The 20,977-nt window shown below is 71.6% G+C and carries 19 protein-coding genes and 1 tRNA gene; 13 read left to right on the top strand and 7 right to left on the bottom strand.

Annotated elements, in window-relative coordinates:
- The first annotated feature begins 21 nt into the window (after window positions 1-21).
- Genes C1N81_RS30655 through C1N81_RS30620 form a run of 8 tightly spaced genes read left to right on the top strand, consistent with a single transcriptional unit; the run spans window position 22 to window position 7,803 of the window.
- Complete coding sequence (locus C1N81_RS30655; RefSeq protein ID WP_394434502.1) at window positions 22-180, top strand: hypothetical protein; 159 nt, start codon at window positions 22-24, stop codon at window positions 178-180.
- Between the two features lie 2 nt (window positions 181-182).
- Window positions 183-2,744 (top strand): phage tail tape measure protein, encoded by a 2,562-nt coding sequence (locus C1N81_RS30650; protein WP_394434500.1) that lies wholly within the window; start codon window positions 183-185, stop codon window positions 2,742-2,744.
- Window positions 2,745-2,746: 2 nt separating this feature from the next.
- On the top strand, window positions 2,747-5,458 hold the full coding sequence (locus tag C1N81_RS30645) for a hypothetical protein (RefSeq protein WP_394425553.1): 2,712 nt from the start codon (window positions 2,747-2,749) through the stop codon (window positions 5,456-5,458).
- A gap of 15 nt (window positions 5,459-5,473) precedes the next feature.
- Entirely contained in the window at window positions 5,474-5,944 is a 471-nt protein-coding gene (locus C1N81_RS30640; RefSeq protein WP_394425551.1) for a hypothetical protein, read from the top strand.
- A gap of 59 nt (window positions 5,945-6,003) precedes the next feature.
- Window positions 6,004-6,228: an Acb2/Tad1 domain-containing protein gene (locus C1N81_RS30635; protein ID WP_394425550.1), complete on the top strand. Its 225-nt coding sequence runs from the start codon at window positions 6,004-6,006 to the stop codon at window positions 6,226-6,228.
- On the top strand, window positions 6,228-7,178 hold the full coding sequence (locus tag C1N81_RS30630) for a glycoside hydrolase family 25 protein (protein WP_394425548.1): 951 nt from the start codon (window positions 6,228-6,230) through the stop codon (window positions 7,176-7,178). Before C1N81_RS30635 ends, C1N81_RS30630 begins: the two co-directional genes overlap by 1 nt.
- 10 nt (window positions 7,179-7,188) lie before the next feature.
- The gene (locus tag C1N81_RS30625; protein WP_394425546.1) at window positions 7,189-7,443 is read left to right on the top strand and encodes a holin; all 255 of its coding nucleotides are present in this window, start codon (window positions 7,189-7,191) and stop codon (window positions 7,441-7,443) included.
- 27 nt (window positions 7,444-7,470) lie between these two features.
- A complete protein-coding gene (locus tag C1N81_RS30620) occupies window positions 7,471-7,803 on the top strand; it encodes a hypothetical protein (RefSeq protein WP_394425545.1) in 333 nt (110 codons plus the stop codon).
- Between the two features lie 938 nt (window positions 7,804-8,741).
- Here the strand turns inward: C1N81_RS30620 and C1N81_RS30615 are convergent.
- Window positions 8,742-9,320: an NUDIX domain-containing protein gene (locus C1N81_RS30615; protein WP_394425544.1), complete on the bottom strand. Its 579-nt coding sequence runs from the start codon at window positions 9,318-9,320 to the stop codon at window positions 8,742-8,744.
- Between the two features lie 13 nt (window positions 9,321-9,333).
- Window positions 9,334-10,668 (bottom strand): transcriptional regulator, encoded by a 1,335-nt coding sequence (locus tag C1N81_RS30610; protein WP_394425542.1) that lies wholly within the window; start codon window positions 10,666-10,668, stop codon window positions 9,334-9,336.
- Between the two features lie 165 nt (window positions 10,669-10,833).
- Between C1N81_RS30610 and C1N81_RS30605 the strand changes: the two genes are divergently transcribed.
- Window positions 10,834-11,175, top strand: coding sequence for a DUF6415 family natural product biosynthesis protein (locus C1N81_RS30605; RefSeq protein ID WP_394425540.1), 342 nt, complete (start codon window positions 10,834-10,836; stop codon window positions 11,173-11,175).
- A 463-nt stretch (window positions 11,176-11,638) separates the two neighbouring features.
- Here C1N81_RS30605 and C1N81_RS30600 read toward each other — a convergent pair whose 3' ends face one another.
- Window positions 11,639-11,869, bottom strand: a complete 231-nt coding sequence (locus C1N81_RS30600; RefSeq protein ID WP_394425538.1) for a helix-turn-helix domain-containing protein — start codon at window positions 11,867-11,869, stop codon at window positions 11,639-11,641.
- A 606-nt stretch (window positions 11,870-12,475) separates the two neighbouring features.
- Window positions 12,476-12,547: transfer RNA gene (locus C1N81_RS30595), tRNA-Val, on the bottom strand.
- Window positions 12,548-12,800: 253 nt separating this feature from the next.
- On the opposite strand from C1N81_RS30595, the gene C1N81_RS30590 reads away from it, so the two are divergent.
- From C1N81_RS30590 to C1N81_RS30575, 4 genes are all read left to right on the top strand, one after another.
- Window positions 12,801-13,634, top strand: coding sequence for a DUF4097 family beta strand repeat-containing protein (locus C1N81_RS30590; protein ID WP_394434498.1), 834 nt, complete (start codon window positions 12,801-12,803; stop codon window positions 13,632-13,634).
- 130 nt (window positions 13,635-13,764) lie between these two features.
- Entirely contained in the window at window positions 13,765-15,150 is a 1,386-nt protein-coding gene (locus C1N81_RS30585) for a coiled-coil domain-containing protein (protein WP_394438327.1), read from the top strand.
- An 83-nt stretch (window positions 15,151-15,233) separates the two neighbouring features.
- Entirely contained in the window at window positions 15,234-15,941 is a 708-nt protein-coding gene (locus C1N81_RS30580) for a FadR/GntR family transcriptional regulator (protein WP_394434496.1), read from the top strand.
- A 9-nt stretch (window positions 15,942-15,950) separates the two neighbouring features.
- Complete coding sequence (locus tag C1N81_RS30575; RefSeq protein ID WP_394434494.1) at window positions 15,951-16,172, top strand: FmdB family zinc ribbon protein; 222 nt, start codon at window positions 15,951-15,953, stop codon at window positions 16,170-16,172.
- A 103-nt stretch (window positions 16,173-16,275) separates the two neighbouring features.
- On the opposite strand, the gene C1N81_RS30570 is transcribed toward C1N81_RS30575, so the two are convergent.
- The 3 genes from C1N81_RS30570 to C1N81_RS30560 all read right to left on the bottom strand — a co-directional run bounded on the left by C1N81_RS30570 (window position 16,276) and on the right by C1N81_RS30560 (window position 20,800).
- Window positions 16,276-17,007, bottom strand: coding sequence for an HAD family hydrolase (locus tag C1N81_RS30570; protein ID WP_394438325.1), 732 nt, complete (start codon window positions 17,005-17,007; stop codon window positions 16,276-16,278).
- Between the two features lie 80 nt (window positions 17,008-17,087).
- Entirely contained in the window at window positions 17,088-19,517 is a 2,430-nt protein-coding gene (locus tag C1N81_RS30565; protein WP_394434492.1) for a phosphoribosyltransferase, read from the bottom strand.
- 119 nt (window positions 19,518-19,636) lie between these two features.
- Window positions 19,637-20,800: an HpcH/HpaI aldolase/citrate lyase family protein gene (locus C1N81_RS30560; RefSeq protein WP_394434490.1), complete on the bottom strand. Its 1,164-nt coding sequence runs from the start codon at window positions 20,798-20,800 to the stop codon at window positions 19,637-19,639.
- Window positions 20,801-20,977 lie beyond the last annotated feature (177 nt).

Below are 20,977 nucleotides of genomic sequence, written 5' to 3'. Positions count from 1 at the left end.
TGGCCGCTCGTCGAGGCCGACATGCACGAGGTGTACGGCCTCGACCTGTCCTCTGGCGTCATGCGCGAGCGCACGTGGCGCTGGTTCCTCATCCGCCTGTACGGGCTCCTCTCCGCCGACTCCCGGGTCTCGCGGCACTTCGCGCCTCCTGAACCGTCCCCCAGCACCCCCAGGAGGTAGCCGTGGCGCTCACCGTCGGCGAACTGACCGGGCTCATCACCCTCGACGCGTCCGGCGTCGGTGACGGGCTCCGCGACGCTGAGCGGCTCATGCAGCGCGGCGGACAGCAGATGGGCGACGACGCGGGCCGGGCCGGGCAGCAGGCCGGGCAGCAGCTCGGCGACGGCATCACGCAGGGCGCCACGCAGGGGCTGCGGGATCTGCGCCGCGACATGCAAACCGCAGGACAGCAGGCGGGACAGCAGCTCGGTGACGGCGCCACCCAGGGAGCAACCCAGGGCACGCGGGACCTGCGCCGCCACATGATGACTGCCGGACAGCAGGCCGGGGAGGGCCTCGGCGACGGTGTCCGCCGCGCCGCCCCGGACGTCGGCGACGCTGCGGGCGACGCGGGCGACACCGGCGGCGAGTCGTTCATGCAGCGCATGCGCGGCCGCGCCTCGTCCGGCATCGGGGAACTCGCGGGCAACATCCGCGAAGGCCTCGCCGGGAAGCTGGCACTCGCCTCGGTGGGGGCGGCGGCCGGCGCGATGCTGATGCAGGGCATGGCCGAGGCGATGGACCAGTCCCGCATCGTCGGACGGCTCGGGGCGCAGCTCGGCACCACCGGTCCAGAGATGCAGCGGTACGGGCACATCGCGGGCCGCCTGTTCGCTGATGCCGTCACCGAGGACTTCCAGGGCGCCGCGGACGCGATCAAGGCCGTGGCGTCGTCAGGCCTGATCCCGCCGAAGGCGACGAACCAGCAGATCGAATCGATTGCGACGAACGCGGCGGACCTCGCCAACATCATGGAGGTCGATGTCGGGCAGGCCGCGCAGGCGGCCGGGTCGATGGTGCGCAACGGCCTGGCCCGGAACGGCAAGGAAGCGTTTGACATCCTCACCAAGGGCTCGCGTGGCCTTGGTATCGCGGCCGAGGACGTGATGGAGACGTTCGTCGAGTACGGGCCGATCTTCAAGAGCGCGGGTATCTCCGGGCAGACCGCAATGGGCCTGATCCGGCAGGCGATCAAGGGTGGCTGGTCGAAGGACACCGACAAGATCGCGGACGCCTTCAAAGAGCTGGGAATCCGCGCGACGGACATGTCCACGGGCAGCGTCACCGCGCTGGAGCAGCTTGGTCTCAGCGCGCAGCAGACGGCGGACGACGTCGCGGCGGGCGGAGCGCGCGGCGAGAAGGCGATGGGCCTGATCCTGGAGAAGATCCAGAAGCTGGGACCGGACTCGGCGGAGGCCAAGCAGATCATCTCGGCGCTGTTCGGTGGCCCGGGTGAGGACTTGGGCGCCGCCCTCTTCTCCCTGAACTTGGGCAAGGCGTCCAAGAGCATGGGCGACACCGCGGGCGCCGCAGACGGGCTCGGCGACGCGCTCCGGGACAATGCGGGCACGAAGGTCGAGCAGTTCCGCCGCGGTATTCAGCAGGGGGTCGTGGACTTCCTCGGCACCTACGTGATCCCGTCGATCACGAACTTCAAGTCGGTCATCAGCGGCGCGTTCGGCACCATGTGGGCCGACGCGGGCAAGGGTGGGCAGCAGGGAGTCGACCGGATCATCGCGTTCTTTGGGCTCCTCGGCCCGAAGATCGTGGAGAAGATCAAGGCTCTCGCGCCTCGGGCGGTCGAGGGCCTCATGAGCCTCGGCCAGTCCATGGGTGCATGGATGGCCGCAAACCCCGACAAAATGTTCAAGATCAGCCTGATTGCCGGGGCCATCATCATCGGCCTGGCGGCGCTCCCGCTCCTCATCGCAGGCGCCCTGATCGCCGCCGTCGGCATGATCCTCGTAAACCTCGGGCGGGGCCTCGTCGAGGGCATCCCCGGCCAGCTCAGCAAGCTCGGCGGGGCCATCAGCCGATGGTTCGGCGGACTCTGGTCCCGATACATCTCCGGGCCGCTCGGCCGCCAGTTCGCGTCCCTCGTGCAGTACGTGAGCGGCCTGCCCGGGCGCACGACGAGGGCCCTCTCCTCGCTCGGGTCGACTCTCTCCACCATCGCGTCCACCAGCTGGCAGCGGTTCAAGGACGGCGCCCGCCGCAAGGGCGACGAGTTCGTCTCGTGGGTCCGCGGCCTCCCAGGCCGGGCGGCTCGCGGCATGGGGTCGCTCGGCTCGCTGCTGTACGGGAAGGGCCAGGACATCGTCCGCGGCCTGTACAACGGCGTCCGCTCGATGGGCGGATGGCTCCGCGACAGCCTGATGGGCTTCGCGAGGTCCATGGTTCCTGGCCCGATCGCGCGAGCGCTGGGCATCGCGTCACCGTCCCGGGTGATGGCCGACCAGATCGGCCGGTGGATCCCGGCCGGTATCGCGCAGGGCGTCGAGCAGCATTCCGGCGTCCTCGACAAGACCATGGCGAACTTGGTCGACACTCCGTCGCCGTCCGCGTCGATGGCGTCGACCGTCGGTGCCGCGGTGGCCGGCGGCACGGTGAGCGGCGGGGGCGGCAGTTCTGTGGTGACGCTCCGGTCGGACGGGTCGGCGTACTCCGAGTTCCTCATCGGCGAGCTCCGCAAGGCGATCGCCAGCAAGGGCGGCAACGTCCAGTTCGTACTCGGGAGGGGGTAGACGTGGCGTTCCCGGAAGATGCGCTGCCGCTACGGGTGGAGATCAAGACCGGCTCGGTGTGGGTCGACATCACCAAGGACGTGAAGACCTCGGATCCGATCGTCCACTCGCGCGGCATCCGCAATCGGGGCGTTGTCGCCGAGCCCGCCACCATGCCCATGCGGATCAACAACGCGGGCGGCAAGTACTCGCCCCGCAACCCGATGGGCCCCTACTACGGCTTCATCGGCCGCAACACGCCCGTCCGCATGTCCCTGCACCACGGTCCGACCTACCTGGCCGTGAACGGCACCGGCTTCGGTAACACCGGGGCTTCCACCCCGGACACGGCGGCCCTCGACATCGTCGGGGACATCGACATCCGCTTCGAGGCAACCCTCGACAACTGGCTCGCCGCCGGAACCGTCGAACTGTGCGGCAAGGGCCTTGGCTCCGGGAACCAGCGCTCATGGATGCTGATGATGACCGATCAGCGGCTGCGGCTGCGCTGGTCCACCGACGGCACCGCGTTCACCTTCCGGGACTCCACCGAGCTGCTGACCATGCCGTCACCGACGCTTGCCGTGCGGGCCACCCTGGACGTCAACAACGGCGCCAGCGGGCACACCGTCGTCTTCTACACCGCCCCCTCCATGGCAGGGCCCTGGACGCAGCTCGGCGCCCCCGTCGTCACCTCCGGCACGACCAGCATCTTCAACAGCTCGGCCCCGGTCCGCGCCGGAGACGGCTGGGGCGACGTGGGGTTTCCCAGCGCCAGCGGCCGGGTGACCCGCTTCGAACTGCGTAACGGCATCGGCGGCACCGTCGTGGCCAACCCCAATTTCACTATCCTCACGCCGGGGACGACGACGTTCACAGACCCTGCCGGCCGTACCTGGACGGTCGGTTTCGACACCGAGATCACCAACCGGCGCCCAAGGTTCGTGGGCGAGATCTCCTCGTGGCCCCGCCAGTGGACGCCGTCCGCCGCGATGGCGTGGGTGCAGGTCGAGGCCGCCGGAGTCCTGCGCCGCTACAGCCAAGGGCAGAAGCCCTTGGAGTCGACGCTGCGGCGCCGCCTGCCCTCGCAGGGCCCGATCGCGTACTGGCCGATGGAGGAGGGCGAGAACGCAACGCAGGCCGCGAGTCCGATCGCGGGCGTGCGGCCGCTGAATGTGAGCGGGTTCCGTATGGCCGCCACCGACACCCTGCCCGGCTCGAAGGCCCTGCCGCAGGTGCAGGGCGGCGCGACTCTGTCCGGGCTCGTACCGACCCCTCCGGCGGGCGCCGCCGCAGAGTGGCACACCGAGTTCGTGTGCTTCATCGACAGTCCACCGCCAGCGCCACGGACCATCCTGCAATGGCTGTCCACGGGCACGGTCAAACGCTGGCGGCTCATGATCACTGCGGGCGGCGTCGACCTGCATGGCTACGGCGACAACGACGTGGAGGTGACCTACATCCTGTCCGTACTGCCGCAGATCTTCGGCAGATGGACCCGATGGAAACTGTTCGCCACACAGAGCGGCAACACGGTCACCTACACCATCGCCTGGGTTTTCGTCGGGGCCGGCAGTCTGGCCAGTTCCAACTCGTACACCGGCAGCGTCGGCCGTATCTCCGGCGTCATCGATCCCGGCCCCTACTCGGGGGATCTGTCGAGCGCCACGATCGGGCACCTCGCCGTCTTCCCGACCGCGGACACCTATGCCTTCAACGATGGCGACCACGGATTCAACGGGGAGTCGGCGGCGGCCCGCATGATCCGGCTGTGCCAGGAAGAATCCGCACCCCTGCAAATCACGGGTGCGGCGGCTGACACCCTGCGCGTGGGACCGCAGCGGCCATCGGATCTGCTGACGCTGCTGGCCGACGCGGCAGCTGCCGACGGCGGCGTGTTCGGCGAGGACCAGGGCAGCGCCTCGCTGTGGTACCGGACCCGGGCCAGCCTCTACAGCCAGACTCCGGCCCTGACGCTGCCGTTCGGGTCGCTGAGCCCGCCGTTCGAGCCCGTCGAGGACGACGAGGTCCGCAACGACCGCACGGTGGTCCGCGAGGGCGGCTCATCAGCCCGCGCCGCCCTCACCTCGGGCCGCCTGTCCGTGCAGCCACCCCCGGCCGGGATCGGCATGTACGACGACTCCACCACCCTCAACCTGTACACGGACGGGCAAACCGAGCTGGTCGCCGGGTGGATGCTCCACCTCGGCACGTGGGACGAGGACCGCTACCCGGAGATCACCCTCCTACTGCACCGGCACCCCGAGCTGATCGACGCCGTCCTCGCGCTCCGGGTCGGCGACGTCATCCGCATCACCGACGTCCCCACCTGGGTGGCGACGGGCGACATCCTGCTGCGGGTGGACGGCTGGTCGGAGACGCTGCTGCCCCGCACGTGGGCCATTCGGTTCGCCTGCTCACCGGCCGGGCCGTGGACGGTCGGCGTATACGGGAGCGCGCGCAGGGACAGCGGGGGCAGCGCGCTCGCGGCCGGCGTATCGGCGACGGCCACGTCCCTGTCCGTGGCGACGACGTCCGGCCCGCTGTGGACCACGACCGCCTCCGACTTCCCCTTCGACATCCTCGTCGGTGGGGAGCGGATGCGCGTCACCGGTGTCACCGGGGCCAGCTCGCCGCAGACCATGACTGTGGTCCGCTCCGTCAACGGCATCGCGAAGGCGCAGAGTTCGGGAGCCGCTGTCGGCCTGTTCCAGCCCGCGGTGCGGGCCCTGTAAACGAAGGAGGGCCGTGTGCCTGATCTGACCGCGGGCAGCCGCGTGAACGCGCTGGATGCCCCGCCGACGGTGTACGTGCAGGACACCACGGCGCAGACGAACATCGCTTCCACGAGCTACTCCGTCGGTTCGCCCGAGGTGGGCGTGACGTTCACGGCGCCGACGACGGGCCGCGTGTGTATCAAGGTGGGCGCGAGCATGAGGAACGACGCTGCGAACTCTGACCGCGTCGCGGTGACGGTCGAGGTGTTCCTGGGTACCAGCGGCTCCGGAACCCAGGTAGTGGCGCCGACGGTGTTCCGGGGCGTGGCCTCGCCGGGCACCGCGTCGCCCGGCGACTACGCCACCTACGGCAACGAAACGATGGTGACCGGTCTGACGCCAGGGGCGACGTACTACGCGAGGTGCATGCACATCAAGTACGGGTCCGGCGGCACCACGGTGGACCTCGCGATGCGGGATCTCCTGATCAAGCCCGCCACCTGAGCCCGTTCCGCCCCTGCCCCGAGCCGTCCGGCCGGGGCCTTTCTCATGTCTGGAGACCCATGCAACCCGCTGACATCGAGCACCGGTTCGCCTTCCACGCTGCGACGACGCAGGAGAAGCGCGACGAGCACACGAGCGTCCGGCAGGCGTGCCGACGGCTCGCCGACGAGATGAACGAGCGGCTCCCGGAGGGCCGTGAGAAGGCGCTCGTCGTGACCAAGCTGGAAGAGGTCATGTTCTGGGCGAACGCGGCGATCGCGCGCGCCGGTGCGGACGACCGCTGATGGCCACCTGCCGCGGCATCGACGTGTCCTCCTACCAGGGCGCTCAGGACTGGGCTGCTCATGCGAGGGAGGGCATCGTCTTCGCCTTCGCCAAGGCGTCCGAGGGGCAGCAGACGCACGATGCCCGGTTCGCCACCCACATCAAGGGCATCAAGGCCGCGGGCCTAGTGCCGGGCGCCTACCACTTCGCGTGGCCGAACCAGGACGCCGCGCGGGAGGCGTCGAACTACATCAGCGCCGTCCGGCCGTACGCCGGGAAGGGCTTCACGCACTGGCTCGACTTGGAGCGCTACAGCGACGGCCGGAACTACGCCGGGCGTACGGCCGCGCAGATCAAGGCGTGGGTGGCCCGCTGGGTCGCCCTCGTGCAGGAGGCATTCCCGGGGCAGCGCGTCGGGATCTACACGAGCGGCGATGACATCGCGGCCGGACGCGTGCCCGCGGGGCTGCCGCTCTGGTACCCGGCGTACCCGTGGGGCGCTGCCGCGTACAGCAGGGCCGAGGCTGCCGCGCAGCCGAAAGCTTCCGGGCGGACGCCGCTCATCTGGCAGTTCACCAGCCAGCCCATCGATCGATCCATCGCCTACCTGTCCGCGAGCGAATTCCGCGCGTGGGCGGCTGGTACTGACGTGGAGGAGGACCCCTTGGCGGGACTGAGCAAGCAGGACATCTACGACGCGGTGTGGAAGACGGATGCCGTCCCCGCGCCCAAGACGTCGACCACCATCAAGACGAACCCGACGTGGGCTGCCGTGTCGGTGCTCTCCGACATCGCAAACCGCGTCCGGTCGACCGAGACCACCGTCACCGCGCAGGCCGCCACGATCAAAACGCTCGTCCAGGCCCTCGCCGACCGGGACGACGCGGTCGACGTGGACGCGCTGGTGCAGCGCATCACCGACGCCATCGAATCCGTGACCGTCCGCCTGGACGTCGACCCGAAGAACTGAGGTACCGAGCATGATGACTGCTGCCTTCTGGAAGGCCACCGCCGAGCGGATGATCCGCACCTTCGCGCAGGCGGAATTGGCGCTCGTCAGCGGGGACGGCCTCGGCCTCCTCGATGTCGACTGGGGGTCCGCGCTGTCCGTGGGCGGACTCGCCGCGGTGGCCGCGCTGCTGACCGCGATCGGGACGAGCGGCGGCACCACCGGCCCCGGCATCACCGAGACCGTGGCGACGCCGGACACCCCGCGCGGCCCGACCAGCCTGTAACCCGCACGACCGTGATGGAGGCAGTACGTGGACGCTGCGACGCTCGGCGCCGTCGGAACCATCGTCGTCGGGCTCGCGGTGGCCACGGCCTCCCTGATCGGCCAGCGAGGCGCCAACAGGGCGAACCAGTCCGGGGCCGTGCTCGGCGGCTACAGCTCGCTGGTGGACAACCTCCAGGAAGAGCGCGACAAGCTCCGCTCGCAGCTCGCCGAGAACGAGGTCAAACTCGCGGCGGCCTACGCCGAACTGGCCAGTGAGCGCGCTGAGAAGGCGCGGCTCCTCACAGAAATCTCGGCCCTCTCCGACGAGAACAGCCGACTACGCCGCGAACTCGCTGACCTGGGAGGCCAACCGACGTGAGTGGACGCCACACAGAGCCGCTGCTCGCCCGCCGCTGGCGCTCCCTCATGCTGACCGCGGTCCTTCTCGTCCTGTCCGGGGCGGTGGTTCTGGTCTGGCTGCGGATCGATGCGGAGGCCCGCCGCGCGGATGCGTACGGGGCGGAGGCCGTACGGCGCGGGAATGCGGTCACGACGCTGGCCGAGGATGTACGGATCCTGCGGACGCAGATCAAGGCGAAGGGCGGGACGCCGGCGGCTCCGGATCCGTCCTCGGCCGTCGAGGATCTGCCGGATCGGGTGCGGGTGCCGGTGGTGGTGTCGGGCCCGCGCGGGGAGCGCGGTCCGTCCGGTAAGCCTGCGCCGACGCTCACGCCGTCTCCTGGGGCGAAGGGTGAGCAGGGTGCGCGTGGGGAGCAGGGCGTACCGGGCGCGGATTCGACTGTGTCGGGTCCGGCGGGTGCGGACTCTACGGTGCCTGGCCCGTCCGGGCCGCCTGGTCCTGCCGGGCGGGACGGGACGAACGGGACTGATGGGAAGGACGGTCGAGACGGGACGACCGAGTGCCCTGACGGCTACAGCTGGCAGGTACCGCCCGACGATCCTGACGCTCTGGTGTGCCGCAAGACCGGGGTATCTCCCCCGGAGCAGCCGGGTCCTGGGGAGAGCGTTCCTCCGCTGGCGGCGGCGCTTGATCCTCAGCGTCGGCAGTATGCGCTTCGGCGCGGACGGCGTGCGCCCACGCGGTGACGAGCTGCTCGTACTCGGTGCGCTGCTCTGTGGACAGGAAACCGCCCGAGCGCAGCATGAGTTGCCGGATCTGCTCGTTCAGCTCGTCGGCGGTGGCGGACACGGGCAGGACCGTAGCCTCCTTCGCTGGATCTCGACCAGAGGATAACTGGACAAGCGCGCTCCGCTACGCCCCTGCCGCCCCTTGCCGGGGCGGTGGGGGCCGTTTCGTCATGCCTGGACGCCGCCGAGCCGCTGCGCGTGCAGCATGAGCAGCGCAGCGACTGCGTTCGCCGACCGGATCTCACCGCTCGCAATCAGCGCTGGGACCTTGGCCAGCGGCACCCACTCGCGGCGCGACGACTCGAAGTCATCCTCCGGGACTTCGCGGACCTGGACGGCCGAGTCGGACACGTACACACGATGGTGGGATGTCGAGATACCCGGCATCGGGTCGACGGCGAGGAGCAGCCGCATCGGGCCCGGCCGCCACCCGGTCTCTTCCTCGAACTCCCGGGCCGCTGCCGCCGCTACGTCCTCACCCTCGCCGGTCCCGCCGGACGGCAGCTCGTAGCCCCACGCGTCGGTGATGAACCGGTGCCGCCACAGGAGCAGCACCTCGTTGGCGTCGTTGACAACGGTGGCCACGGCGACCGGACGGAGCCGGATGACGGTGTGATCGAGGTGCCGGCCGTCGGGTAGCTCGACGTCCGCCATGTTCACGGTGCACCACCGGTTCTCGTACACGGTGCGCTCGGACAGGGTGCGCCACACGGACACGGGATTCCTCTCGTCGGGGACAGCATCCATCCGACCACACCGGCTACAGCGGGATGCGGAGGGTGTCGTCGATGCGGGCGACGACGTCCCGAACGCTGGTGCTGCGGGTGGCTGCGAGGCTGCGGCGAACCCCGGCAAGACGGTCATACAACCGGTGGGACTCCATGCCCTGCACGGTGTCGAGCATCCGCTCGGCGGTCCCGCCCGCCAGGTCAACGGCGCCGGCGCGGAGTTCGCAGTCGGCGAGGGTGGCGAGGCGGTGGACGCGGCCGCGGGCATGGGCCTGGATCTCGACGGCCTCGGCCGCGTACCGCTGGGCGGGCCCGGTGTCACCGAGCCGCATGAGGGTGTCGGCGAGCGCGTTCTCCAGGAGGCCGGGCTGCACATAGCCCGTCTCGGCGGGCTCCTCGTCGGGCCGGATCAGCCCGGCGGCAAGTTCGGCCTGCCGCATGGCCTGACGCGCCCCGGCATGATCGCCCATCCTTGAGAACGCCTTCGCCTGCATCGCGTTCAGGTCACAGGCGAGGGCCGGTGAGATGGCGTGCCCTGCGGCCCGTAGTCCGGCCTCGGCGAACGCGACGGCTTGACGGTGCTCGCCAAGGAAGAGGCTGTGATTCACGAGCAGCGCGATCACGTACCCGCCGAACGCCCGGTCCCCGGACGCCTTCGCGAGGCGGAGCGCCTGGTGGTAGTAGCGCTGCGCGAGGCCTTGCGCGTTCGAGTCGTACGCACAGATCCCGGCGACGGCGACGAGCCCGCCGACAGCGCGGTGCAGCTCGCGGCCGGTGCGGTCGGTGTAGGTGCCGCGCATGAGCGGCGCCGTGTCCTGCACAAGGAACCGGAGCACGCGGCCGCGCGTGGCGACACCGCCGGCCTTGCGGTACATCTGCTCGTAGTGGGAGCGGGCCGTGCGCAGCTGCTCAACATCGGGGAGACCCACCTGGATCGCGCCCCTGCTGCTCACGTCTCGGTCTTCTGGCGGGTTCTCCCACTCCCACACGGGCCCGACCGCAGGCAGTCCGGTGATGACCGGCGCCGTTTGCAGATCCTCGCGGTGCTGATGGTCGCCGCGCCACAGTGCGGTCGCCTTGCCGAGGAAGCCGTCCAGCGGTGCGCTGACCGGCTGCGCGTTCTGTGCGCCCATGCCGAGGTCGTCGAGGGTGACTGTGCGGCCGAGACGGCGTCCGAGGATCTCGGCAATGAGGTCCGGCACGACGCCGCGCGGGCGCTCGCCCTTGAGCCAGCGAATCACTGAGCTGTGGTCGTACTTCATCGTCCGTCCTCGCGCGGCCGCGGCCGCGTTGATGTAGGCGGCCAGCCCTTTGCGGGACATCCCCGCCTCGGCGAGCAGCGCGTCGAGCAGCGTGTTGGGTTCCATGTCGTGCCCCCGGGGGTTTCGCTGCTGTAAGCGTAGAGAGATCCGCTTCACACAGTGTGTGAACAGCCCAACGCGGGCAGCCCCTTGCACACACTCCCGCACCCGACTGCGGGGAGCGAAGGATGGTCGTAGATCAAAGCCAACCCGTCCACGCCGGAGGCCCGCATGCCCACCACCACCCCGCCCACCGGCACACCGGAACGCACGATCCCCGAACTGTTAGAGGCCGCGTTCTCGGCAGCCCGCGAACACCCGGACAAGGCGGAGCGTGAAGCGTGCTGCTACGGGCTCAGCGCGGAGATCCACCGGTTGCTGCCGATCGTGCAGGCGCAGATGGATGCGCTGCCGCCTCGGACACGCGACTGGTACGCCCGTGACACGGCGATCCACGACGCGAAGGAAGAGCTGAGGAAAGGCCTCAGCCCGAGCCCGATGGGCGCGTACCTGACGCTCGCCGAACTCGCCCGGCGCCTGACCGCTCTCACCGAACTCGCGGATGAGTCATGAGTTTCGAGGGCGCACGCTTCTGCGCACACTGCGATCAACCACTCCGGTCCGGCGAGCCGGTCGACAGAATGACCGTCTTCAGCGCATCCGGCCCGGGCACGCTGGTCGAACTACACAAGGTGTGCCTGGTCGCTCCACTGCTGACCGCGCGCGGGGTACAAGGCGGACCCACCGCGCTGTGGTTTCGGTAGCTGCCAGAGACTCCCGCGGCCGCGGGCAACGGCGGCGGGTAGCGCGGTCGCTCGGAACCTGCATTCCGGGCGGCCGCTGTAGTTCCCCGCCGCCGTGAGTCCCGTCCCGGCGGCGGGCCACACCCGGCTCGTACCTCGGCAAGGACCCGAGCCGGAGGGGGCGGCCTCGTCCAGTCGACTCGACGGGCCGCCCCTGCGAACGGCCCGCAGACTCGCGACTGCGGGCGGAGGAGGGCGGCGGCGCGACGCGCGAAGGGGCGCCGCCGCCCGACTCAAACCAGGTCTCGGAGCGGAACCTTCAGCGCGTCGGCGATGCGAATCAGGTTGTCGACGACCGCCGCTTGGTGACCTTGCTCGATTCTGTTGATCGCCTGCCGGTCGAGGCCGGCCAGTTCAGCGAGCTTCTCCTGGGTGAGGTTCTGGTGCAGGCGCTCGGCCCTGATGTGGTCTCCGATGGCTCGCCGGGCGGCGAGGATTCGGGGCGTCGGCGGGGCGGGCGGCACCCGCTCAACGCTGGTCGGGTCATGATCGACTGTCTGTATCGTCGACCGTACATTTTCTGATCACTATCCGGCCACGGGCGCAAGCCGTCGTGCGATTACGACGCACGTTCGAGTGAATGCCCGCCCTTGAACGGGCGCCCGAGGCAACGATCCGACACGGTGCATATGACAAGCACCTGCACCCTGGACGGCCCTCATCGCGAGGTGGGGGCCCGCGTCCCCTGCCGATGTACGCGCATCCGTCGAAGGGGACGCAGTAGCTCTGATTCGGTCAGAGCTGGCGCCCTGCCCCATGACCCCGGGTAGGGCGTCTACGTTTTTCGCGTGGCCCCCGTCGATCTGTACGACGGGGGCCACGGCCTGGGGGTGAAGCCTCCCCGCCTCGACACCCCAGGAAAGAACGAGCGCGCATCTGGCGCGCGTGGGGAGACGCACCAGCCCTCGTCAAACAGCGACTCTACGTACTGTCGCCGCATGATCAATACCTCGAACAGGTGATACACGAGGAAGATCGCGTGGCGTTGTGGACTCTATGTGGACTTCGACCACAGGAGAGGCCCCCCGACGATCACGCCGAGGGGCCTCTGACCTGCTACTTAGTACCTGTGGGCGCGGACGGTTTCGAACCGCCGACATCCTGCTTGTAAGGCAGGCGCTCTACCCCTGAGCTACGCACCCCTGCGCCCCCCGCTCACGCGACCAGGACGAGTCGACAGCCTACCTTGCCGCAGACAGTGCACCGCAAACGCGTAACGGGCCGGGTCGCCGCGGGGGTTAACCCCACCCGCGATCCGGTGGCCGGCCGCATCCCGTGGGGGCCTCGCGCCGCCGTACGTTCATGGGGTGCCGGCCACCGGCCCCGCATCACGGGAGCCGGGCGGCAGCAGAGCACGAGCCGAGGCAAGACCAGCCGCCGCAGGGGGAGTTAGCCATGACCGCCCGACCGTCCCGCACCACCCGGGGCACCCGTACGGCCCGGGGCGCCCGTACCGCCCCTGGCACCCGTGCCGCCCGCGGTCTCGCCGCCGCAGCAGCCGTCGCCGCCCTCGCCGCCACGGCCACGGCCTGCGGAGCCGACGCCTCCGACGACGACCACCCGGACCACCGCGCCTTCGCATTGCAGGGCCGCACTCTCACCGTCGACTCGGACGACGCCGCCCTCGAACTGGTCCCGGGCGACAGCGACAAGGTCGAGGTGACCCGCTGGTTCAAGGGCTCCACGGTGATCGGCTCCGATCCGAAGGTGACGTGGAGGTGGCAGGCGGACGAGGACCGGCTGACCCTGCGCCTGCACTGCGGCGGCTTCATCGCCGACTGCTCGGCGCGCCACCGCGTGGAGGTGCCGCGCGGCGTCGCCGTGGTCGTCCGCAACGACGACGGCCGCGTCCGCGCGAGCGGCTTCGACCAGGGCCTCGACATCGCGACGAAGGACGGTTCGGTGCGCGTGGAGAACGTCTCCGGGCCGCTGCGGCTGCGCGGCGACGACGGGTCGCTGCGCGCCTCGGGCGTGGACGCACGGCAGGTCTCGTTGCACACGAAGGACGGTTCCGCGCACCTCGCCCTGCGCACGGCCCCCGACCGGCTCGACGCCACCAGTGACGACGGGTCGCTGACGGTCGAACTGCCCGGCTCCGCGACGTACCGGGTGGACACGCACACCGACGACGGCCGCGTCGACGTGTCGGTCCCCCGCGACGCGGCCAGCGCGCACCGGATCACGGCCCGCACCCAGGACGCGAGGATCACGCTGCGCACCGCGGACTGACCGGCTCGTGTGTTCGCCCTTGACCGGTGGGAGAATGGACATCGGTCAGGGCGGACGACGGCACGGGCAGCACGGGGAGTGGTTGGTGACGACGGCGAAGAACGAGCGCCCCGGCAAGGTGCGCCCGACCATGACCGGGGCCGATCCGCGCGACCGGCGCGACACCCGCCCCCGTTCCCACCCCCGCCCGCGCCCGCGCCCCCTGCACGATCTTCTTGTCCTGACGCTGCTGCCGCTGCCCCTGCTCGCGGCGGCGACGCTCGGCGCCTTCGCCGGTGGCGGCACCCGTAAGTGGTTCGGCGGCCGTGCCGAGTCCCAGCGGGCGGAGGCGCAGGCGGCGAAGGACGCCGCGGCGGCCGCGTTCTACGACCTCGACACCGCCCAGCGGGACCTGCGCATCTCGATAGAGACGATCACCGCGGTCGACGACTCCCCCGCCGCGCGCCGCGCCGTCGGCGACTTCCAGCGGCTGGGGACCCGGATCGACGAGGTCAGCGCGCAGTACATCAGCGCGGTCGACGCCCATGACCTGGACCGGGACGATCTGGAGGCGAGCGTCGCGGCGCGTGCGCGGGCCGATCTGACGCAGGCCAAGGACCAGCTGACCCGGACCAGGCAGGACCTGGACCGGTTCGCGCAGGGGCTCGGCCCGCTGCTCGGCAAGGCGGAGACGCAGCTGGCGCGGCTCGCCCCGTCCGTGGAGCGCGCCCGGCAGGCACTGCTCGCCGCGACGACGGCCCTGGACACGGTCCGCGCGGCCGGGCTCAAGGCCGACGACCTCGCGGGCCGGCTCGCCGCGCTCGGCCCCGAGCTGACCAAGCTGAACCAGGGGGCGGGCCGGCACGGTGTGCCGGAGACGCTGGAGCGTGCCGAGCGGGTCGCGCGGGACGCCGAGTCCGTGCGGGCCGAGGCCGAGCGGCTGCCCGAGCGGGCCGCCGAGATCGACCGGCGCCTCGTCTCGCTGCGCACCCGGGCGCAGGCGCTCACGACGCGCGCGGGGCAGGTCGAGCCGGTCCTCAGCGAGCTGCGGCGCCGGTTCACCGCGGCGTGCTGGCAGGACCTCCAGCGCGTACCGGACCTGGCCGCGGAGAACGTGCGGCAGGCCGAGACCAAGCTCGCCGAGGCCCGCGCCGCGCGCGACGAGCAGCGCTGGCCCGACGCCACGTCACTGCTGTCCACCGTGCGGGCGCTGCTCAACACGACGGACGAGTCGGTCTCCGCCGCCTCCGACCGGCTGCACCGGCTGAACGCGGTGTCCAAGGACCCGCAGCAGGAGATCGAGCGCACCCGGTTCGCGATCCGGGACGCGCAGCGCCTCGCCATGGCGGGCCGCTCCACACCGGACCCGCGCCACGCCCGCCCGCTCGACGACGCCGTGGCCCGCCTCGACCGTGCCGTCGAGGGCCTGGAGGGCCGCCACCCCGACTACTGGCACTTCCTCACGGAGACGGAGGCGGTGCGGGAGACGGCGGCCCGGGTCGTGACGCGGATCCGCGAGGAGCGCGGCGGGGCCTGACCCGGGCGCACCGCCTCCCGGCCAACCAGGCGCTCTCCAGGGCGAATTGATCTCACCCGGGCAGCCGTGCGAGCCTGCTCCGCATGACCAGCTCCCCGCCGCTGCCGCACGGGCACGACGTGCACCGCGCCGCGGTCGAGACGCTGGCCCGCCGCATCACGGACGGTGCGTACGATGTCGGGCGCCGTCTGCGGCCACCGTCGCTCGCCGCCGAGCTGGACTTCATCGAACCGGTCCTCGGCGAGGCGGTACGGGTCCTCGCGGCGAAGGGCGTCGTGGACGCCGCGCACCGGGTCCTGCCCCGCGCCGAGTGGAACGTCCTGGACGCCGACGTCCTGCGCTGGACCCTGACCCACGAGCCGCTCGGCCCCGTCGGCCTCTTCCCCGACCTGTACGAGCTGCGCCGCGCCGTCGAGCCGTCCGCCGCCGCGCTCGCCGCGCAGTTCCGCTCCCCCGACGACCTGGCCGCGCTGGAGGCGTCGCTCGCGGCGATGGCCGAGGCGGAGCGCCTGGCGCAGCCCGCGCACGCGCGGCTGGCCGCGCGCGCCGACGTCGCGTTCCACACCGCGCTCCTCACGGCCTCGGGCAACCGTTTCTTCGCCCGGTTGTCCCAGGTCCTGGCCCCGCCCCTCACCGCCCGCGGCGCACGGGTCCACGCGGGCCCGCACCCCCACCCGCTCCCCGCCCACGCCGAGGTCGCGGCGCGCGTACGGGACCGGGACGCGGACGGCGCCTACACGGCGATGCTGGAACTCCTCGACCTCTCGCTGCGGGCCGACCCGACCCCGTAACCTCGACCCATGCCTCGCTACGAATACCGCTGCCGCACCTGCGGCGACACGTTCGAACTCCGTCGCCCCATGTCCCAGTCCTCGGCCCCGACGCCCTGTCCGGCAGGCCACGAGGACACGGTGAAACTCCTGTCGACGGTGGCGGTGACGGGCGCCGCGACCCCGTCCCCGGCCCCTTCGCCGGGGGGCGGCGGTGGCGGTGGCTGCTGCGGGGGCGGCTGCTGCGGCTAGCCTCCGGCGCACGGGAACCCGGGGCCGGCCCGTACGGCACCCGGGTTCACCTCACAGCTCCGTCAGGAACCCGGGGCCGGTCCGTACGGCACCCGGGTTCACCTCACAGCTCCGCCAGGAACCCGCGCAGCACCGCCTCCCCCGCCAGCACCCCGCTCTCCGCGAGCACCGTCAGGCCGGGCATCGTCCAGCCCACCTCCGCCAGTTCGCCGTGGGCGGGGCGCCAGGCCCGGGTCACCGCTCGCAGCAGGTCCGCGTCCAGGAGGGAATCGCCCGCGCCCAGGGTGCGCTCCGCGCCGGTTCTGCGGGCCACTTCCCGCACCGCCGCGCCCTTGGTCAGCGGCTTCGGGACGGCGTAGACCTTGCGGCCCTGGAGGGAGACGCTCCAGCCGACCCCGTCCGCCCACGCGGCGAGTTCCTTGACCCAGCCGGGCGGCAGCAGGGCCCGGTCGACCACGAGGTAGGCGAAGAGATCCTCGGCGACGCGTTCCTTCAGCAGCCACGCCGGGTCCGCCGAGGCGACCATCCGCGCCCGCACCTCGGCCAGCGGCGCGCACCCCGCCTCGATCCGCGCGGCGACCGCCGCACTCCACTCCGGGTCGGACACCCCGTCGACGAGGAGGTGTCCCCCGTTGGCGCAGATCGCGTACCGGGGCACCGGCCCCGGCAGCCGCACCCGCCCGTACTGTTCCCGCGTCCGCGTGGTCGTCGGCACGAACACCGCCCGGCGCGCCAGCTCCACGAGCAGCGCGGCCGCGTCCTCGGTGACGTACGACAGGGGCCTGGACTCGTACACCTCGACGCAGAGCAGCCGGGGGGCGAGCGCGTCGGGCATGGTCAGGCCGAGCGCGCCGGCCGAGTAGATGAGGGTGCGGTCGAGGTCGCTCGCGACGACCGTCCGCGCGGGGGCAGCACTCACTTCGCCGCCACCGCCTTGCCGTCCCCGCCCGTCGCCCCGCGCGTGTAGCGCGGGTGGATCAGTCCGACGCAGGTGTACGGGAGTTCGGCGACCTCCTCGACCGGCACCCCGCGCTGTTCCGCGAGCAGCCGTACGTGCGCGAGGTCGGCTCCGGCGCCGGCGCGCGCCAGGATCTTCCACGGGACGCGGCGCAGCAGCACCCGCGTGGTCTCGCCGACCCCGGGCTTGACGAGGTTGACGTCGTGGATGCCGTACTCCTCGCTGATCCGCTCGACGGCGGCCCAGCCCTCCCAGGTCGGCGCGCGGTCGGCGCCGAGCATGTCCTTGACGTCGGCGTCGACGGCGTCGCGCACGGCCTCGAAGCGCTCCTCGACCACGTCGAGGAAGTGCCGCGACACGTCCGCACCGGCCAGCTCCGCGTAGAACTTGGCGCCGTGGAAGTCATCGGGGCCGACGAGGTCGGAGCGCAGGACGGTGCGCGATATCAGCCCGGAGACGGTCGAGTTGAGGCAGGCCGAGGGTATGAGGAAGTCCTCGCGCGTCCCGTACGTCCGTACGCAGGAACCGGGGTCGGCGAGCACGGCGATCTCGGGATCGAAGCCCTCGAACCCGGCGACCGCCGCCGCCAGTTCGCGGGTGATCGCCCCCTTCCCCGTCCATCCGTCGACGAAGACGACGTCGGCCGGGTCGTGGTGCGCGGCGAGCCAGCGCAGCGCGTTCGCGTCGATGCCCCGGCCGCGCACGATGGAGACCGCGTAGTGCGGCAGCTCCAGGCCGTGGCGCCGCAGTGCCCAGCGCCGCATGAGCACCCCGACCGGCGTCCCGGCGCGGGCGAGCGAGACCAGGACCGGGCGCGGCGACCGCTCGGCGAGCACGGTCTCCGTGACGACGCCCACCGCGCGGGCGATCCGCTCGGCGGACGCGTCGAGCGCGGCGTGGAACAACTCCTGGTACCGCGGGCTGGGCTGGTACTCGACCGGCAGCGACTCCGCGTAGTGCGCGCCCCCGCTCTGGATGGCCTCCTCGCGCTCCTCGGTCGGCGCCTCCAGGGTCACGTCCGAGAGGTCCTGCAGCAGCCAGCCGACCTCCTCGGGCGCGTACGAGGAGAAGGCGGGGCCGCGCAGCGGCTCGGGCAACGACATCGGGGTCCTTTCCTGCACAGCCGCGTCGGCTGCGCCGGTTCCGCTCGGCACGTACGAGGGCAGCACGACCACGACCACCCGGTCCGCGTGCTCGGCCACCCGCTCCAACAGGCCGCCGGGCGCGCCGAGTTCGGCCCGGTCGCCGACCGAGTCGAGCACGACGACGACCGTGTCGAAGCCGCCGCCCGCCACGTTGTACGCGTACCGTTCGCCGGGCCCGTCGGCCGGCGCGTCGTGTGCCGGGAAGACGAGGCGGGTGCGGATCGCGTACCCGGGGTCGTCGACGGCGAGGACCGGCGAGCGGGTCGTCGTGGAGCAGGAGACGTCGGCACCGGTCGCCTCGAGCGCGGTGGCGAGGCGCAGCGGCGCGTACATCAACTCCTCGTTGCCCAGGACGAGTACGCGGCCGCGCGCGTGCGGCGCGAGCCGTTCGGCCAGGGCGGGCAGCGCCGCTTCGAGGCGGGCCCGGTGGGCCGGGGTGAAACCGTGGCGTCCGCCGTCCGGCACCCCGGCCGGCCAGCCGAGGTCGCCGACGCGGACGATCTCGCCCCGCTCGCGCCGGGCCGCGGGCACGTCCGCCCCTTCATGGGCGGCGACGAGCGCCTGCCCCTTCTCCAGGACGCCCTCGGGCAGCCGCACCGAGCCCTGCGCCCCGACCACCAGGTCGACGCGGGCGCCGATCTCCTCCGCGAAGGCGTCGAGCCGCCCCTGGTCGCCGGGCGAGCGCATGTCGACGAGCGCGACGATGACGTAGTGCGCGCGGGCGTGCAGCCCGTGCAGAGCCCGGATGGTGTTCAGGACCGTGTTGCCGGTGGAGAACTCGTCGTCGACGAGGACCAGCGGCCCGTCCCCGGCGAGCAGCTCCGGGTCCTCGGGCAGCAGCAGATGGGAGGTGGCGTGCGAGTGGGACTCCTCGAAGCCGCCCGCGCAGGCCACCCCGTCGACGGGGCGGCGCGTGGAGTGCAGGTACGGCGCGAGCGCGAGGCCGTCGGCGACCGAGTGGCCGAGGCCCGTCGCGGTCTCGGCGTACCCGAGGACGACGGCGCGGGCCGCCGCCTCCTCACCCAGCAACTCCCTTACCCGCAGGCCCAGTTCACGCCCCGCGTGCCATATCACCGAGGGGCGCTGCGGCACATGCTTGCCGAGGACGTTCGACACGAGCAGATGCGCGCGCTTGGGGTTGCGGCGCAGGGCGAGCCCGAGAAGTTCGGTCAGCCCCTGGTCACCGGCCAGCTCGACGCCGAGCCGCTCGGCGACCCACGTACCCGACCACACGGTGTTCACTTTGTTTTCTATGTCCCTTGCTTCCCTTGCTTCACTTGCTGCTCTCGCTGCCTTTGCTGCCCTTGCCGCCTTTGCTGCCCTTGCTTCACTTGCTGCCCTTGCCTGAATGACGCCCTCGCTCATGCGGGCAGCCCCGCCGTGAGCAGCTCCACGAACCCGACGTCCTCGCGCGCCACCCCGAACGCCTCCGCGCGCTGCAGCGTCCGCTCGGCCCAGGCGCGGTGCGGCTTCACCTCGTTCATCTTGTTCGTGTACGCCGACCTGAGGACCCCGCCGCCGCCCCGCTCGGGCCGCAGGATGTCCTGGGCGTCGCTGTACTCCTCGTGGCTGACGACGGAGAGCGCGTGCACGGGCAGGACATGGGTGGGGTGGATGCAGGTCTTGCCGAGCAGCCCGTTGGCCCGGTCCATCTCGATCTCGCGCAGCAGTCCGTCCAGGTCGTGCTGGATCAGCGCCTCGCGCAGCGGTTCGGCGCCCTCCTCGAGGAAGGGGCTGCGGCGCAGCTGCGGTTTGAACATGCGTTCCTGGTGGCGGAAGTACTCCCAGACGGGGCCGGTCACGGTGAAGCCGGTGCCGTCGGCCCGGCCGAGGCGGTTGACGACGTCGCCGATGACGGAGGCGACGATCTGGACGTCGTACGCGGTCATGTCGGGCGGCCTGCGCAGTCCGTACGCCGAACAGAAGTCGGTGACGCCGAGGCGCAGCGCGAGGACCCGGTCGCGGTACTTGTCGACGGTGCGGGCGATCCCGTCGAGGGTCTCGGTGCGCGTCTCAAGGTGCAGCAGCTCGGGCGACTCCAGGACGGGCATGGCGAAGAGCCTGCGTCCGGCGGCGGCCTCGGCGGCGGTGAGCGCCTCCAGGAACGGAACGCCCCGCTCCTCCGTGAACTTCGGCAGTACGAATCCGGACAGCAGCGCGACGGCGGGGCCGAGGCGGTGGGCCAGGTCGGTGATCTGCCGCGGTTCGCGGACGCGGATGAAGAGCAGCGGCGTCTCGGTCTCCCGCGCGGCGAGGTCGGTGAACTGGCGCACCAGGTTGTCCTCGGCGCCGCTCACCTCCCCGTCGCCGATCGAGTCCTCCAGGCACAGCACCATGGAGACGACGCCGCGCCGGGCCTGCTTGAGCACGTCGTCGGCGAGGCGGGGCCGGGTGGCGGGGCTGTAGAGGGTGGCGCCGAGCGCTGCGGAGAGCAGGCGGGGCGGGGAGTCCGCACCGAAGAGCTGCGGCTCCTGGTGGAACAGGCGTTCCCGCACCTCAGGCGCAATGTGCCCGAAATGACGCATAAGTTCCCCCTGTGATCCCTGGGCCGCCCGGCTTGATGTGGCCGGTAATAGTACGTACAAACGTGTGTCAACAGTTCCCGGGTGCAATGAAATCCTGGTAACCCGTGGATGTCGGACGCCGTGCCGCCCGGCCCGTGCCCTCCCAGGGGCGCGAGAACGCCCCGCACACGCGAGTAC

The sequence above is a fragment of the Streptomyces sp. SGAir0957 genome (assembly GCF_043523415.1).
This window is presented reverse-complemented; position numbering and strand designations above follow the sequence as displayed.

Bases quoted from the DNA above. Each gene is read 5' to 3' on its own strand.
- C1N81_RS30635 (WP_394425550.1), top strand. From the start codon at position 6,004: ATGCAACCCGCTGACATCGAGCACCGGTTCGCCTTCCACGCTGCGACG.
- C1N81_RS30590 (WP_394434498.1), top strand. From the start codon at position 12,801: ATGACCGCCCGACCGTCCCGCACCACCCGGGGCACCCGTACGGCCCGG.
- C1N81_RS30560 (WP_394434490.1), bottom strand. From the start codon at position 20,800: ATGCGTCATTTCGGGCACATTGCGCCTGAGGTGCGGGAACGCCTGTTC.
- C1N81_RS30605 (WP_394425540.1), top strand. From the start codon at position 10,834: ATGCCCACCACCACCCCGCCCACCGGCACACCGGAACGCACGATCCCC.
- C1N81_RS30655 (WP_394434502.1), top strand. From the start codon at position 22: ATGCACGAGGTGTACGGCCTCGACCTGTCCTCTGGCGTCATGCGCGAG.
- C1N81_RS30585 (WP_394438327.1), top strand. From the start codon at position 13,765: ATGACCGGGGCCGATCCGCGCGACCGGCGCGACACCCGCCCCCGTTCC.
- C1N81_RS30610 (WP_394425542.1), bottom strand. From the start codon at position 10,668: ATGGAACCCAACACGCTGCTCGACGCGCTGCTCGCCGAGGCGGGGATG.
- C1N81_RS30630 (WP_394425548.1), top strand. From the start codon at position 6,228: ATGGCCACCTGCCGCGGCATCGACGTGTCCTCCTACCAGGGCGCTCAG.
- C1N81_RS30625 (WP_394425546.1), top strand. From the start codon at position 7,189: ATGATGACTGCTGCCTTCTGGAAGGCCACCGCCGAGCGGATGATCCGC.
- C1N81_RS30580 (WP_394434496.1), top strand. From the start codon at position 15,234: ATGACCAGCTCCCCGCCGCTGCCGCACGGGCACGACGTGCACCGCGCC.
- C1N81_RS30615 (WP_394425544.1), bottom strand. From the start codon at position 9,320: ATGGATGCTGTCCCCGACGAGAGGAATCCCGTGTCCGTGTGGCGCACC.
- C1N81_RS30575 (WP_394434494.1), top strand. From the start codon at position 15,951: ATGCCTCGCTACGAATACCGCTGCCGCACCTGCGGCGACACGTTCGAA.
- C1N81_RS30570 (WP_394438325.1), bottom strand. From the start codon at position 17,007: ATGCCCGACGCGCTCGCCCCCCGGCTGCTCTGCGTCGAGGTGTACGAG.